Annotated in this window: 16 protein-coding genes; 8 read left to right on the forward strand and 8 right to left on the reverse strand. The window is 35.2% G+C overall.

Going from position 1 to position 15007, the window contains the following annotated elements; all coding sequences use genetic code 11:
* Positions 1-51 precede the first annotated feature (51 nt).
* Positions 52-924, forward strand: a complete 873-nt coding sequence (gene sucD, locus ATE47_RS11165; protein WP_062162045.1) for a succinate--CoA ligase subunit alpha — start codon at positions 52-54, stop codon at positions 922-924.
* Positions 925-947: 23 nt separating this feature from the next.
* Positions 948-1616: a porin family protein gene (locus ATE47_RS11170; RefSeq protein ID WP_062162046.1), complete on the forward strand. Its 669-nt coding sequence runs from the start codon at positions 948-950 to the stop codon at positions 1614-1616.
* A 68-nt stretch (positions 1617-1684) separates the two neighbouring features.
* Here ATE47_RS11170 and ATE47_RS11175 read toward each other — a convergent pair whose 3' ends face one another.
* The 3 genes from ATE47_RS11175 to ATE47_RS11185 all read right to left on the reverse strand — a co-directional run bounded on the left by ATE47_RS11175 (position 1685) and on the right by ATE47_RS11185 (position 4364).
* Positions 1685-2995 carry an ABC transporter permease gene (locus ATE47_RS11175; RefSeq protein WP_062162047.1) on the reverse strand — a complete coding sequence of 437 codons (1311 nt, stop codon included), beginning with the start codon at positions 2993-2995 and terminating at the stop codon, positions 1685-1687.
* 2 nt (positions 2996-2997) lie between these two features.
* Positions 2998-3906 carry an ABC transporter ATP-binding protein gene (locus ATE47_RS11180; protein WP_062162048.1) on the reverse strand — a complete coding sequence of 303 codons (909 nt, stop codon included), beginning with the start codon at positions 3904-3906 and terminating at the stop codon, positions 2998-3000.
* A gap of 107 nt (positions 3907-4013) precedes the next feature.
* Complete coding sequence (locus ATE47_RS11185; protein ID WP_062162049.1) at positions 4014-4364, reverse strand: T9SS type A sorting domain-containing protein; 351 nt, start codon at positions 4362-4364, stop codon at positions 4014-4016.
* Positions 4365-4487: 123 nt separating this feature from the next.
* On the opposite strand from ATE47_RS11185, the gene hemB reads away from it, so the two are divergent.
* From hemB to ATE47_RS11215, 6 genes are all read left to right on the forward strand, one after another.
* The gene (hemB, locus tag ATE47_RS11190) at positions 4488-5477 is read left to right on the forward strand and encodes a porphobilinogen synthase (RefSeq protein WP_062162050.1); all 990 of its coding nucleotides are present in this window, start codon (positions 4488-4490) and stop codon (positions 5475-5477) included.
* Between the two features lie 264 nt (positions 5478-5741).
* Complete coding sequence (locus ATE47_RS11195) at positions 5742-6761, forward strand: YncE family protein (RefSeq protein ID WP_062163526.1); 1020 nt, start codon at positions 5742-5744, stop codon at positions 6759-6761.
* Positions 6762-6779: 18 nt separating this feature from the next.
* Positions 6780-7340: a thioredoxin family protein gene (locus tag ATE47_RS11200; protein WP_062162051.1), complete on the forward strand. Its 561-nt coding sequence runs from the start codon at positions 6780-6782 to the stop codon at positions 7338-7340.
* Between the two features lie 236 nt (positions 7341-7576).
* Positions 7577-9121, forward strand: coding sequence for a T9SS response regulator signal transducer PorX (locus tag ATE47_RS11205; RefSeq protein ID WP_062162052.1), 1545 nt, complete (start codon positions 7577-7579; stop codon positions 9119-9121).
* A 115-nt stretch (positions 9122-9236) separates the two neighbouring features.
* Positions 9237-9602 (forward strand): MliC family protein, encoded by a 366-nt coding sequence (locus tag ATE47_RS11210; RefSeq protein WP_062162053.1) that lies wholly within the window; start codon positions 9237-9239, stop codon positions 9600-9602.
* Between the two features lie 85 nt (positions 9603-9687).
* Positions 9688-10452 (forward strand): exodeoxyribonuclease III, encoded by a 765-nt coding sequence (locus ATE47_RS11215; RefSeq protein ID WP_062163527.1) that lies wholly within the window; start codon positions 9688-9690, stop codon positions 10450-10452.
* Positions 10453-10504: 52 nt separating this feature from the next.
* Here ATE47_RS11215 and ATE47_RS11220 read toward each other — a convergent pair whose 3' ends face one another.
* From ATE47_RS11220 to rfbC, 5 genes are all read right to left on the reverse strand, one after another.
* On the reverse strand, positions 10505-10876 hold the full coding sequence (locus tag ATE47_RS11220) for a septal ring lytic transglycosylase RlpA family protein (protein WP_062162054.1): 372 nt from the start codon (positions 10874-10876) through the stop codon (positions 10505-10507).
* Positions 10877-11236: 360 nt separating this feature from the next.
* Positions 11237-11980, reverse strand: coding sequence for a hypothetical protein (locus ATE47_RS11225; RefSeq protein ID WP_062162055.1), 744 nt, complete (start codon positions 11978-11980; stop codon positions 11237-11239).
* Between the two features lie 15 nt (positions 11981-11995).
* Entirely contained in the window at positions 11996-12625 is a 630-nt protein-coding gene (locus ATE47_RS11230; protein WP_150114824.1) for a hypothetical protein, read from the reverse strand.
* A 438-nt stretch (positions 12626-13063) separates the two neighbouring features.
* Entirely contained in the window at positions 13064-14365 is a 1302-nt protein-coding gene (gene rimO, locus ATE47_RS11235; protein WP_062162057.1) for a 30S ribosomal protein S12 methylthiotransferase RimO, read from the reverse strand.
* A 91-nt stretch (positions 14366-14456) separates the two neighbouring features.
* Positions 14457-15002, reverse strand: coding sequence for a dTDP-4-dehydrorhamnose 3,5-epimerase (gene rfbC / locus ATE47_RS11240; protein WP_062162058.1), 546 nt, complete (start codon positions 15000-15002; stop codon positions 14457-14459).
* Positions 15003-15007 lie beyond the last annotated feature (5 nt).

The following is a 15007-nucleotide window of genomic DNA, read 5'->3' on the forward strand; positions in this document are numbered from 1 at the left end:
ATTAAATTTGTGTGCATTAAAAAATTATAAATAAATTAAATAAATAATAAAATGTCAATTTTAGTAAACAAAGATTCTAAAGTAATTGTACAAGGATTTACAGGGAACGAAGGTACTTTCCACGCAGGCCAGATGATTGAATACGGAACAAACGTTGTAGGAGGTGTTACTCCCGGAAAAGGAGGTAGCGAGCACTTAGGAAAGCCTGTATTCAATACTGTAGCGGATGCTGTAGAAAAAGCTGGGGCTAATGTAAGTATCATTTTCGTACCGCCTGCATTTGCTGCAGATGCTATTATGGAAGCTGCTGAAGCAGGTATCAAAGTTATTGTATGTATTACTGAAGGTATTCCTGTAGCGGATATGGTGAAAGTAAAATCTTACATCGCTGACAGAGACTGCAGATTGATCGGTCCGAACTGCCCTGGAATCATTACTTCTGAAGAAGCTAAAATTGGTATTATGCCAGGTTTCGTTTTCAAAAAAGGTAAAGTAGGTATCGTTTCAAAATCAGGTACTCTTACTTATGAAGCTGCAGATCAGGTTGTAAAAGCTGGTTTCGGTGTTTCTACGGCGATCGGTATCGGTGGAGACCCAATCATCGGGACTACTACAAGAGAAGCTTTGGAATTATTCATCAATGACCCTGAAACTGATGCCGTTGTAATGATCGGAGAAATCGGCGGTGGCCTTGAGGCTGAAGCTGCAAGATGGTACAAAGCAAGTGGTTCTACGAAGCCGGTTGTAGGTTTCATCGCAGGTCAAACTGCTCCTAAAGGTAGAACAATGGGTCACGCAGGTGCTATCGTAGGTGGTGCTGAAGATACGGCTCAGGCTAAGATGGAAATCATGAGAGAAAACGGCATCAATGTTGTAGACTCTCCGGCTGACATCGGTGCTACAGTAGCAAAAATTTTAGCTTAAAATAATACAAAACATAAAACAATATGAAAAAATTTTTATTAGCCTCCGCTTTGACAATTTCTACTATGTCTTTCGCACAAATAGATTTTAGTAACACGAGATTTGGTATCATTGCAGGAGGTAACTATTCAGGGGTGAAAAATGCCCACAATCCCTCAGGAAAAAGGCTGACAATGCAGGCCGGGGTTTTAGCTTTAATTCCTATCGGAAGTGAAAACCAGTTTTTCCTTCAACCCGAAGTAGTATATTTCGGAGCGGGAGAAACCGGAAAGAACAAGGATTCTAAAGGTACAGACGGCTATGACGCTGTTTATGCCAATAATTATCTGAGTGTGCCGATTAACTTTAAGGCTTATTTTTCCGAAGCAGAATCAGAGTTCTTTGGTTTGATAGGGCCTAGATTTAATTTCTTGTTAAGTCAAAAAGTTAAAAATGCTCCTCTGTCAAGACCTTATTACAATCCGGACTATGTAGTTGCTGATAATCCTGAACTTACAGGGAAAGCAAGCAGCTTCAACTTTGGAGTAGGAATTGGGGCAGGATACAGCTACAAAAGACAATTGGAAATCGCTGCAAAATACGATTTCGGTTTGTCCAATACGTATCCGGGTCTTAATCACGAACCAAAAGGAACGTCAAAAAGTAAATCTGAGCAGGTTATTAGCCTAACGCTTAGCTATATTTTTAAATAAGAATATTTTAAAAATATTTTTAAACATACCCCCCCCGAAACTCAGTTTCGGGGGGTTCTTTATTTATTTTATCCTCTAATCCACTTCCAAAGTTCCTTCAAAGTAGCCTTATTTCCATACATCAAGATCCCTACTCTATATATTTTACCGGCAACAAAAATCATAAAGACCGTTGTTCCCAGCAGCAGCGCAATCGACAGGGCAATCTGCCATGCCGGAACTCCAAACGGAATTCTTGCAATCATTGCAACAGGAGAGGTAAAAGGAATGATAGACAGCCAGAAGCCCAGCGGTCCGTCCGGATTGTTCATTAACGAAAAACTTCCGTACATTCCCAACATCAGTGGCAAAATAGCAAACAGCGTGAATTGCTGCGTTTCCGTTTCATTATCTACGGCAGAACCAATTGCTGCATAAATCGAGCTGTAAAAGATATACCCTAAAAGGAAAAATACGATGAATACGAAAATAATCAATGGAAAGTTTAGTTCTAATAAGCTATGGGAAACCTGAGTTGCAATTTGCGCCACATCAAGTTTGCTCGCCAGTTCCTCATTTCCGCCCGGAATATTTTTCTGAATTGAAGAAAAGCCTGTATTCAGGACCAAAGCCCCGATCACAGACATACTGATCCAAACAGCGAATTGCGTTAAAGCTACCAAAGTTACCCCTAAAATTTTTCCCATCATCAATTCAAAAGGTTTTACCGAAGAAATGATAATTTCCACAACACGGTTGTTTTTCTCTTCTAAAACGCTTCGCATGACACGTACTCCATAAATAATGATAAACATGAAAGTAACATACATCAAAAGAATGCTCAACCCACTTTTCACTCCAAAAGCAAGGTCAGAATCTTCTTTATTGTTTTCAGAAACGTTGATGGTTTTTAGCGGGAAACTTTTATCCAGGTTAATAAGCTGGGTTTCCGCGATACCAAGCTGTTTTATCTTTTCCTTTTTAATAACATCGGTAATATCAGCAACAATTTTCTGCTTCGTATCGAATCCGATTTTGCTGTTGATAATTAGTCTCGTATTTTGTTGTAATTCATCAAAATTCTGGCTTTTTAATTCAGGTAAAATTAAAATTCCGTCCAATGATTCGTTTCCTTTTAAATTATTGATTTTCGACTTTTCATCAGCTGTAGAAACAAAAACATAATTTAACTGATCATTAGATTTCAACTGATTTTTAAACAGACCGCTCTTGTCCACCACTTCGATGATACTGTGCGATTCATTGGCCTTAAACATCAGTCCGATCACTGCCCCAAAAGCAATCAATAAGATCGGCGCTAAAAGAGTTAATATGATAAAGGATTTTTTCTTTACCTGTGTAAGAAATTCTCTTTTTGTAATTAAAAAAATATTATTCATGATTAATGATTACTTACGGCATTAATAAACACTTCATTCATACTCGGGATTCTTTCGTCGAATGATCTTACTTTTCCTACATTGACTAGATCCAGAAGAATTTGGTTCTGATCGCTTTCATTTTTTAAATCAAAAGAAACCAGGTTATTTTCATTAATTATGTTGAAAATTTTATATTTATTTTCGAAGCTTTGAAGTTGAGAATCATTGACTTCAGAAAGCGTAATTCCAAAGATATTTTTCTTGAATTTTTCCCTTACATCGAAAACCCTTCCGTCGATAATCTTTTTAGAATTATTAATTAAAGCTACATAATCACACATCTCTTCCACACTTTCCATTCTGTGCGTAGACAGGATGATGGTTGTACCGTTATTTTTAAGTTCGATAATCTGATCTTTAATCAAATTGGCATTTACGGGATCAAAACCTGAAAACGGCTCGTCAAGAATCAACAAATGCGGCCTGTGAAGCACAGTTACCACAAACTGGATTTTCTGGGCCATCCCTTTGGAAAGCTCAGACAGCTTTTTCTTCCACCACTGGTCAATATGAAGTTTATCAAACCATTTTTTGGCTTCATTCAGAGCATCGTTTTTGCTCATCCCCTTCAGCTCTCCAAAATAAAGAAGCTGATCGCCAACCGTCATATTTTTATACAGTCCACGCTCTTCTGGCATGTATCCAATGTCTTTGATATGGTTGGGATTAAGCTTTTCTCCATTGATAAATACCTCTCCGGAATCAGCCTGGGTAATTTGATTGATGATACGGATAAAAGAAGTTTTTCCGGCTCCGTTCGGGCCTAAAAGACCATAAATACTTCCTTTCGGAACATGGATGCTGAAATCATCCAAAGCTACCTTTTTACCGGCATTGTAGGTCTTTCTAATATGTTCAGCTTTTAGCATTAATTTGTTTTTACTATCAGTTAGTATAATAAAGTTCCGAAAGTTACGGAATTATTAAAACAGAATTAAGCCAAAAGAAAAAATCCTGATGATTATCAGGATTTAATTTATTGTTTTACGATTTGGGTAACCTTCATCGTATTGTCACTTAATATGTAACGGATCAAATATTTTCCCGGTTTTAGTTTTTCTATATTAATCTCACCGGAATTCATATTCACCGAATATGTGGCAACCTGAGTACCCAAAATTGAATAAAAGATCACACTTTTGATTCTTAAATTAGAATCTTTTGCCTTTATGATCAGAAAGTCCTTCGCAGGATTCGGATAGGCAACAAGCACTCCATCGTCAGATTTCTGAGAGAAGGAACTTGGCTCTTTAATCTGTGCTTTCATATTGTGGGAAAACCCAACAAAAGCGCCTAAAAAGATAAATAAAAGTAAAAGTTTTTTCATCAATATTATAATTTCTCAAGTATATTAAAACAAAAATAAACAATTCTACTATTCCACGCAATAGTTTTTTGTAGAACTTGTAGTAAATTTGTATTAAATTTCATTCAAAAAGTATTCCAAAAAATGATACATTCAAGAAATAGAAGGTTGAGAGTAAACGACTCTCTAAGAAGTATGGTAAGAGAATGCACCCTTACAACTAATGATTTTGTAATGCCGATCTTCGTCATGGAGGGTGAAAACAAGCAGGAAGCAATTCCGTCGATGCCCGGGATTTTCAGGAGGAGCATAGATCTGACGGTGAAGGAATGTAAGGAATTATTTTCTTTGGGAGTAAAAGCTGTCAACCTGTACATGAAAGTTTCCGAAGACCTTAAAGATAATACCGGAAAGGAATCCTGGAACAAAAACGGATTAATGCAGAATACAATCAGAGCGATCAAAGATGCTGTTCCGGAAATGGTTGTCATGCCTGATGTGGCGCTGGATCCTTATTCCATCTATGGCCACGACGGGATTATAGAAAACGGAAAAATCATCAATGATGCAACCAATGACGCATTGGCCAGAATGTCAGTTTCTCACGCGGAAGCCGGAGCTGATATTGTAGCACCGAGTGATATGATGGATGGCAGGGTTCAGGTAATTCGTGAAGCTTTGGAAGGAAGCGGATTTACAGATGTAGGGATTTTAAGCTATGCTGCAAAATATGCCAGCTCTTTCTATGGCCCTTTCAGAAGTGCTTTGGACAGTGCCCCGAAAGATAATATGGAAATTCCTAAGGATAAAAAAACATATCAGATGGATTTTCATAATTCGAGGGAAGCATTAAATGAAGTTTTTAAAGATATTGATGAAGGCGCAGATATTATCATGATCAAACCGGGACTTCCCTATTTGGATATTGTTTCGAAAGTGCGTGAAGCCATCGATCTTCCTATTGCAGTGTACAATGTGAGCGGGGAATATGCGATGGTAAAAGCGGCTGCTCAAAACGGCTGGCTGGATAACGACAAAACAATCATCGAAAGCCTTACTTGTTTCAAAAGAGCCGGAGCAGATATGATTTTCACCTATTTTGCTAAAGAAGCGGCGATTCTTTTAAATAAATAATTAAAATTAATACATAATGAAACATAAGTCACAGAAATTGATAATTTTTGTGGCTTTTGCTTTTATGACTAACAGCAATTTATATTAAAATAAATTTAATACACTGTATATCAAATACTTAATAAAATATTAATTATTTTTCATATATTTATTGTCAGGATTCTCCTATACACACGACTTTAGTTATAAGGGATGACTTTTATCCAGAATATACATCTGATAATCAGGCGTATGATAAATTAAGTCGAATTAAAACAAATGTTTATGAAAAATTATTTTGTTAAGCCTTTAAAGCTTAAGTTGTGTGCCGTGTCTTTACTTGCTCTGGCCTCGTGTAGTGATAGCGATACCCCAAATTTACCCGAAACCTATGAAGAAAAAATAGTGGTGGCCAATCGTGGTTCGGGAAGTATAAGTTTTGTGAATGCGGGAAATACCAATGAGTCAAAAACACTTTCAATTCCTAATTCCGAGCCGATGTATGTGGTGTACGTTCCACAAAATGATAAGCTGTATGTAGGTGACAGGGCCGGAAAAAAAATTCATGTTGTAAATCCTAAAAATCAACAGGTTGAAAATTCTATCAACGCTGGGAACGGAGTTTTTCACATGTGGGCAGACGGACAGGGCAAGGAATTGTGGGTCACCAACGATATCGATAATACGATCTCGGTCATCAATCTCGCAACAAATACCATCACGAATACTATCAATGTAGACCTGAAACCTCACGATGTTTTCCTGACTAAAGACGGAACTACTGCCTTTGTTTCTGTTTTTACAGCAAGTTCAACTGTTGACAAAGTCTATAAATATTCACTATCCAGCCATACAAAAACCGGGGAAGTAAGTGTAGGAAAAGAACCGCATTTGTTTCACCTTCCCAACACTAATACGTTGTATATTCCGTGTCAGTCCGGCAAACTTTATATTGTAAACCCTGATACGATGAGCATTACCACAGAAAAAGATTATGCAGGTGCTCACGGAATTTTTGCATCGCCGGATCAAAGTAAGATTTTTATAAGCAATATCACCGGAAATCAATTATTCTCGATTAATTCTACTTCTGGAGATCAAATTTCTATGTCAGCAACATCCATTATCCCTCACAATATTACCGCCAATGGTAATGGCGATAAAATATTTGTAACACATTCCAGCTTGGAAAATAAGGTTTCAGTTTATAATGTAAATCCGGCAGGAGTGTTATCCAATTCCGGATCGTTCAATGCCGGTACAAATCCTTTCGGAATCGTCTATTACAAACGGAAAACAAATTAATCTTAAAAAACACAAATCATGTTACAGGCATATTGGAAAAAAGGAATTTCTTTTGAATCTTATATCAACAGAATTCAGGATACCGCACAAATACAGGTTGAAAACGAAGGTCTTATATCAGAATATTTGCTTTCCATCGAAAGAGCAGAACGGATTATAAGCAATTATACTCCGGATCCTCAGCAAGAAGAAAAATTTATTCGAAAAGATTTTAACGGAAATATTTTGATCATAGCTGAAGGATGGTGTGGTGATTGCAGCCAGTCTGTTCCGGTAATAAAACAGTTTTTCGGGAACAAAAATCCTATAAAAATACTTTATCGTGACGAAAACCCGGATCTTATGCAATTGTTCCTTACCAACGGCAATGAAGCTGTTCCTATCGTGATTTTTCTCGACGCGAGCTGTAATGTACTGACTCATTGGGGACCGCGTACAAAGCATGGACTGGAACTATTGTCAAAATTCAGGGATGATCCTGAAAGTTACCCGAAAGAAATATTTATGAAAGATTTACATGAATATTATGAAAATAATAACGGATACGATATCGTAGAAGAAATCCTTGAAACACTGTAAATCAATATATAATTTAAACCAATTACATTCTTGTAGTTGGTTTTATTTTTTATCTGCTTTATTTTTCTTAAAACTCTTTCTTTACTCGGGTAAAAGCAGTAAATTCATTGTCAGATTAATTATTACTTTTTAAATATTACTTTTAACTAATATTTAACCTTTTATATCTCCAAATTTGTTGATTTTAAAATGAATTGGTCAACAATTTGATACTATAACCATGTAAAAAATAAATTATGTCGGAAAAGATATTATGGATAGATGATGAAATAGATTTACTTAAACCTCACATCGTTTTCTTAGAAAAAAAAGGTTACCAGGTAACCCCTGTCAACAACGTGAATGAGGCATTGGAACTAATGGACTCAGAAAAATTCGCACTAACACTCATTGATGAAAATATGCCCGGAATCTCTGGGCTTGAAGCTATTCCTATGATTAAAGATAAAGACAACTCTTTAAAAATAGTAATGGTAACGAAAAGTGAGGAAGAACACATTATGGAAGAAGCAATAGGATCTCAGATTGCTGATTATATTTTGAAACCTGTAAACCCCAATCAGATTCTTTTATCATTAAAGAAAAATCTTCAGGAGGATAATCTGGTAGAACAGAAAACAATTCTGCAATACCAACAGGAATTCAGAAATCTTTCTATGGAATTGTCTTATTTAAGAACATATCAGGATTGGGCGGAATATTATAAGAAAATCCTTAATTGGGAAATTAAGTTTGATAAAGTAGCGGATAATGAATTTGCAGACCTTTTACAATCACAGAAGGAAGAAGCTAATATTCAATTTGCCAAGTTTATTGAAAACAATTATGAAGACTGGTTGCATGATACAGAAAAGCCCATCATGAGCCACACACTTTTTAAAGAAAAAGTAAAGCCTGAGGTAGAAAAAGACAAAGTTCTTTTATTAATGGTTGATAACCTTCGGTATGACCAATGGAAAGTAATCGAGCCATTATTCACTAAATATTACAATAAAGTTTCAGAAGATTATTATTACAGTATTTTACCTACTGCCACGCAGTATGCGAGAAACTCGTTCTTTGCAGGTTTAATGCCATCTGAGATTGAAAAGCGTTTCCCTGAAAAATGGTTTAATGATAATGAAGACGGTAACAAAAATGAATTTGAACGTGATTTCCTTGAAGATCAGATGAAACGTATTGGTTTAGGCTCTAAATCAATGAAATATTTGAAAGTTTTGAATGCGGATTTTGAAAGAAAAATCTATGATGATTTCAATCAGCACAAAAACAATGATCTTCTGGTGATTGTTTACAACTTTATCGATATTCTTTCTCATGCTAAAACGGATAATCATATTGTTGATCAGCTAATTCGTGATGATAAAACTTTCAGATCATTAACTTTGAACTGGTTTGAAAATTCATCATTACTGAAAATTATTAAAGTTGCTGCTGAAAATGGCTTCAAGCTGGTTATCACAACAGATCACGGAACCGTTTATGTTAAAAGACCAAGTAAGGTCGTTGGTGACAGGGAAACGTCCACGAATATCCGCTATAAAACAGGTAAAAGTTTAACTTACGATGACAGTGATGTCTGGGCAATCACAAATCCAGAAAAGCTATTTTTACCAAAGGGAAATTTAAGTTCAAAATATATTTTTGCGAAAAATAATATCTTTTTAGCTTACCCGAAAAATTACAATCACTTTGTGAATTATTATAAAGAAACATACCAACACGGAGGAATTTCATTGGAAGAATGTATAATTCCTATAAGTATTTTAGAGCCCAAATAGTTTTTTTCATAGTTTAACTTTGGGTTAAGGGTGGCGGAAAAAATCTATAGATTTTTTCCGCTTCTTTTTTACGGCACATTGTTTGATAATGTAATAAAACTTAAAAATAACAAATATGAAAAAATCTTTTTTTGCAATTATTTGCACTACATTATTTTTGGTTTCATGTACAAAAGATAAAACCAAAGCATCGACAGAACCGGAAAAAACTCCTGTTACAGATAGTATTTCAACAGCTTCACCAGAAGTGAAAGACAATTTTATAAAAAGTACAGCCAAAGACAAGGATGGGAAAACTCTAGAAATGACCTTTGACAATGCTAAAAACACTGTAACTGTAGTATTCGAAGGTAATACCGTAACTCTTGAAGGCCAGGAAGTAGGTTCCGGAATGCTGTACAAAAATGATCAGTATGAATTGTCAGGCAAAGGTGAACAGGTGGAATTAACAAAAGAAGGCAAAACGATTTTTAAAAACTAAATTCAGTTAAATCTTACATTTACGATATTCAGCTTTGTGTTTTCAAGGCTGTTTTTTTATGTTTGTGAAAATTATCGTTATTAAAATGAAATTAATCACATACAACGTAAACGGAATAAGAGCTGCTTTCACTAAAGATTTCTTAGGCTGGCTCAAAATTGCTGATCCGGATATCATCTGCATCCAGGAAAGTAAAGCAGGAAATGATCAAATAGACATCGAAAGCCTCGAAAAACTAGGCTATCACAGTTATTGGCACTCTGCGGTAAGAAAAGGCTATAGCGGCGTGGGAATTGCCTCAAAAATAAAGCCCAATCATGTTGAATATGGTTGCGGTATTGAAAGCTATGACAATGAAGGAAGAATTATTCGTGCGGACTTTGACGGATTTTCAGCCATTTCAGTATATGTTCCTTCTGCATCCAATATTGAAAGACTGGACTTTAAAATGCAGTTCTGTCATGACTTTTTAGAATACATTAAAAATTTGAAAAAAGAAATTCCTAACCTTACCATTTCAGGAGATTTTAATATTTGTCATGAAGCTATTGATATCCATGACCCGGTGCGTTTAAAAAATGTTTCAGGATTCTTACCGATGGAAAGAGAATGGATGACCAATTTTATTAATGAATGCGAATTGATCGACAGTTTCAGGTTTTTTAATGATCAGCCTGATAATTACACATGGTGGAGCTACAGACAAAATTCGCGGGCTAAAAATAAGGGTTGGAGATTAGATTATAACTTTGCTTCCTATACTTTAAAAGAAAAGCTTACAAGAGCTGTTATTTTGAAAGAAGCGGTACATTCGGATCATTGCCCTGCCTTATTGGAATTCAATATTTAATACAAACAAAAAAGCCAACTGTAACAGTTGGCTTTTAATTTAAATCATAAATTTAATCGACAATTTCATATTCCACCGGAATTGTACCATGACTGATATCTCCGATTTCGTCGAACGCTGCTTTAGACATATCTAAAGCTCTTGATGCATGGAAAGGACCTCTATCATTAATCTTCACTATCACCTCTTTCCCATTGTTCAGATTGGTAACCTTAATATTTGTACCAAAAGGAAGCGTTCTGTTTGCTGCGGTAAACTTTGCGTTATCAAAGATCTCTCCGCTGGCAGTTTTTCTACCGTTAAACTTATCGTGGTAGTACGATGCATAACTTGTTTTTTTCGCATCCATGGCATTATTCTTGAAAGAATAAACACCAAGCGCTGAAATCATCATTATGATTACGAGAATAAATCTTTTCATCACTTTGAACTTTAATTGGTTTGACAGGGCAAATGTATTAGGAATCTTTTAAAGAGCCTAGTCGAATTGTTAACAACCGTTAATAAAAACCAAACTTTATCTTAATATCTGTTGTAACTCCCTATTATCAGGCATTTTAAAGCACACTGTTAAAAAACGTTAAAAAAAAACATAAAAAGTTAAGAGTTTTAACTAAATGATGATAATGACTATTAATCACCTATTAAAAACAACTGATAATCAGAAAGTTATGGTTTAGATAATTTTAATAAATATAAATACCTTTCATGGATAGAAGATCATCAATCAATAAAAAAACCGATGAAATAATCATCGGTTTATGTTATATAAAGAAGTAATTTCTTATTTTGTATATTCTACGATATAATCGTAAGTACCAGCTGGATAAACTACTGACATACTTGGAGAACCTGTAATTAGGTTACCGTTTGTAATATCATAAGAATAAACCCCGTTAGCAAATACACTACCTGTACCAGCTCTGTAAATTGTTACTCTGTAAATTCCGGCAGTAGCACTTGCAGGCACTGTAATAGGCGCTGGAGCATAAGAAGTAGGAGCTGTAGAAGATCCACTTACTGTAAATGTTCCTTTTTTAGCATATACTTGGTTACCATTTACTAAAGTATTAGTAATAGTTTCTGTATTTGTTACATCAAACCTAGGATTACCACCTACAGGCAACCATCTACCAGCTGCAACACTTCCATTAGCTGCTCCATTCGGATTCGAAAAATAATACCATCCAGGAACTAAACCCGTAGTTTGAGTTGTTAATGAAGGGTCAGCTGTAGAACCAGTACCAGTATTGAATACTAGCATTCCATCAAAATAAGACGGAAATGTAATACCATCTGCTAAGGCAGAATCAAATTCAAACAAAGTTAAATTTGTATCAGGAAAAACTAAACCTTTCCCAATGCTATTTGAAGAAGAGGCACTAGTATTAAAATTTGTACTTGCATCAAAAAAAGCATTTGAATCTGCAACATTATTTGCCACTAACTGATTAGTGTTAACCTGAGCTGATACTTTTGCTAAAGAAATAGAAACAAAAAGTACTATATAAAGACTAAATTTTTTCATTTTATTTATGTTTTATTAATTAAACGAAATTGCTACCCACGCTGTACCATCACTAACAAATGCTTTAGCTCTATTTTGAGCCAATGTACCTACTAAAAGTGTAGGCCCACCATCTGATTGAACTACATCAAATCCAGTACCTGTGTTATTATTAGCAACATAAATTAGTCTTCCAACATTCGCAGCTGGATCTGGCAAATTTACAGTAACAGCTCCGGCAGCTTTAGTAATGATAAAGAAATCATTAGCTGTTGCCGTATAAGGAGTAGTTGTTGTTAAAATTGTAACACTTCCTCTTGTATTTTCATATCTTTGAGGAGTAGAAGCACCACCACCACCTACGCGCACCCAAACAGAGTTTGGAGCATCATAGTAGTAGAATCCGGTAGCTGTAACGTTTACAGTTTTACCCGCTGCAGTACCATCTAAAGTAGTGATAAATGCAAGAGCACCGTTTTGAGCATCAACATAAGCAGCATCTTTAGCCGCTAATTGAGCTCTTGTCATACGAGGGACCAATAACGCATCAGGTTTAGTAGCATCAGTAGTGTTTGCTACAACGTCTAACGTAGCGGCAGGTGTCGTTGTGTTAACCCCTACACGTCCTTGTTGTGCCTGAGAAAGCGCCGTAAAGCCGACTAACATAGTCGCTGTTAATAAAATTTTTTTCATAAGTTTTTAAAGATTTTAAATTACATTTTTCATCAATGATATTTATCCAAACAGGGAATTCATCCCAACTTGTGCTTTCTAAAATTAAAACTCAAAATTTTCGAGATTATTTAAACCCAAAAAATATTTAAGCTTTTATTTCTCTTAAATATCTAATATTAAAATGAATAGAACTCATAAAATCTATTCATGAGGCAAAGTTAATACTTTATTATTAATTTCCATAATATTAGATAAAAAAGTTTTAACATTCTAAAATACATAAACTGTAAATTATTACAAACCAATAACTTGTAACAAATACTAAAGTTAATTAATTTATGTTAAATTTTATTAACTCTTAAAAAAAACCATTTAAAGTCAGTATTTCCTTTAAATTATTTAAATAAAAGTCAAATAAATGGGAATAATTTAAATCAATTCACCATACAGGTCAAATTCCTCTGCCGATGTTATTTTTACCTCTGCAAAATCACCAATAGAAATGTAGGTATTTTCTGCCGATACTAAAACTGTATTATCAACATCAGGTGAATCATATTCCGTTCTTCCAACAAAATAGTTCCCTTCTTTTCTGTCAAAAATACATTTATATATTTTACCAATTTTCTCCTGGTTTTTCTCCCATGAAATTTGAGACTGAAGCTCCATAATCTCTTCTACTCTGGCTTCTTTAACTTCCTGTGGAATATCATCCTGCAAAACATAAGCGGAAGTATTCTCTTCATGAGAGTAAGTGAAACACCCTAATCTGTCAAATTTTTGCTCTCTCACCCAGTCTTTTAATTCCTGGAATCTCTCCTCTGTTTCTCCGGGATAACCAACAATAAGGGTTGTTCTGATAGCCATATCCGGAACTTTTTCTCTGAATTTGGCCAAAAGAGCATCAGTTTTTTCATGAGTTGTTCCCCTCTTCATTGATTTTAATAAATCCGAATTGATATGCTGAAGTGGAATATCTATATAATTGCAAACCTTAGGCTCCTCACGGATAATATCCAGAACGTCCTCCGGAAACCCGCTTGGGAAAGCATAATGAAGGCGAATCCATTCGATACCATCAACTTTCACCAATTCTTTTAATAAATCACCCAACGCTCTTTTTTTATAAAGGTCTAATCCGTAATAGGTAAGGTCCTGAGCAATCAAAATCAATTCTTTTGTTCCTTTTTTGGCTAATTTTTGGGCTTCGGTAACCAATTTCTCAATTGGTGTGGACATATGGCCTCCACGCATTAACGGGATTGCACAAAAAGAGCACGGTCTGTCGCAACCTTCAGATATTTTTAGGTAAGCATAGTGTTTTGGAGTAGTTGTTAATCTTTCTCCAACCAATTCGTGCTTATAATCTGCTCCCAAATGTTTTAATAAAATCGGAAGGTCTCTTGTTCCGAAATATTGATCTACATCCGGAATTTCTCTTATCAAATCCGGCTTGTATCTTTCAGAAAGACAGCCTGTAACGAAAACTTTTTCTACCTCTCCTCTATTTTTAGCTTCTACATAATCCAGAATTGTATTGATGGATTCTTCTTTTGCATTATCAATAAATCCGCAGGTATTGATTACAACAATATCTCCCTTGTCTTCATGAACAACTTCTTTACCATTGGCTTTAAGCTGGCTCATCAAGACTTCGGAATCATAAACGTTCTTGGAACATCCAAGCGTTACTACATTAATTTTCTTCTTACCTACAGATTTTGTGCGCATCTTTTTGATTTTGAGTTTGCAAAGATACGAAATATTGAAGAGTCCGTATTAAAAAATAAAAACCACTTTAATTAAGTGGCTTTCAATATCATTAAAAATTCTTTTCCTTAAAACCCGGAGCATTCTGATCTTTTTCAGAGAGTACTATATCTTCTTTTTTAATTTTCCAATCTATATTAAGATCCGGATCGTTGTATTTTACACTGCCTTCTGATTCTTTATTGTAAAAATTATCACATTTATAAGCAAAAACTGCCGTATCACTTAAAACTGAAAAACCATGCCCAAAACCTCTGGGAATATATAATTGCAATTTATTTTCGTCCGTAAGTTCAATTCCGAACCATTGCCCGAATGTTGGTGAATCTTCTCTCAAGTCTACCGCAACATCCCAAACCTTCCCGTCAAGACAGGAAACCAATTTGGCTTGTGAATGTTCTCCTTTTTGCAAATGAAGGCCTCTCAATACTCCATAAGAAGATTTTGAAACATTATCCTGAACGAAATGACCATTCATTCCTGTCAGTTCTTCAAATTTTTGTTCGTTAAATTTTTCAAAAAAATACCCTCTTTCATCTTCGAAGATAGTAGGTTCTATTATATAACAGTCTTTTAAAGGTGTAGACTTAATTTTCATATTTG

The sequence above is a fragment of the Chryseobacterium sp. IHB B 17019 genome (assembly GCF_001456155.1).
Classification (GTDB): Bacteria; Bacteroidota; Bacteroidia; order Flavobacteriales; family Weeksellaceae; genus Chryseobacterium.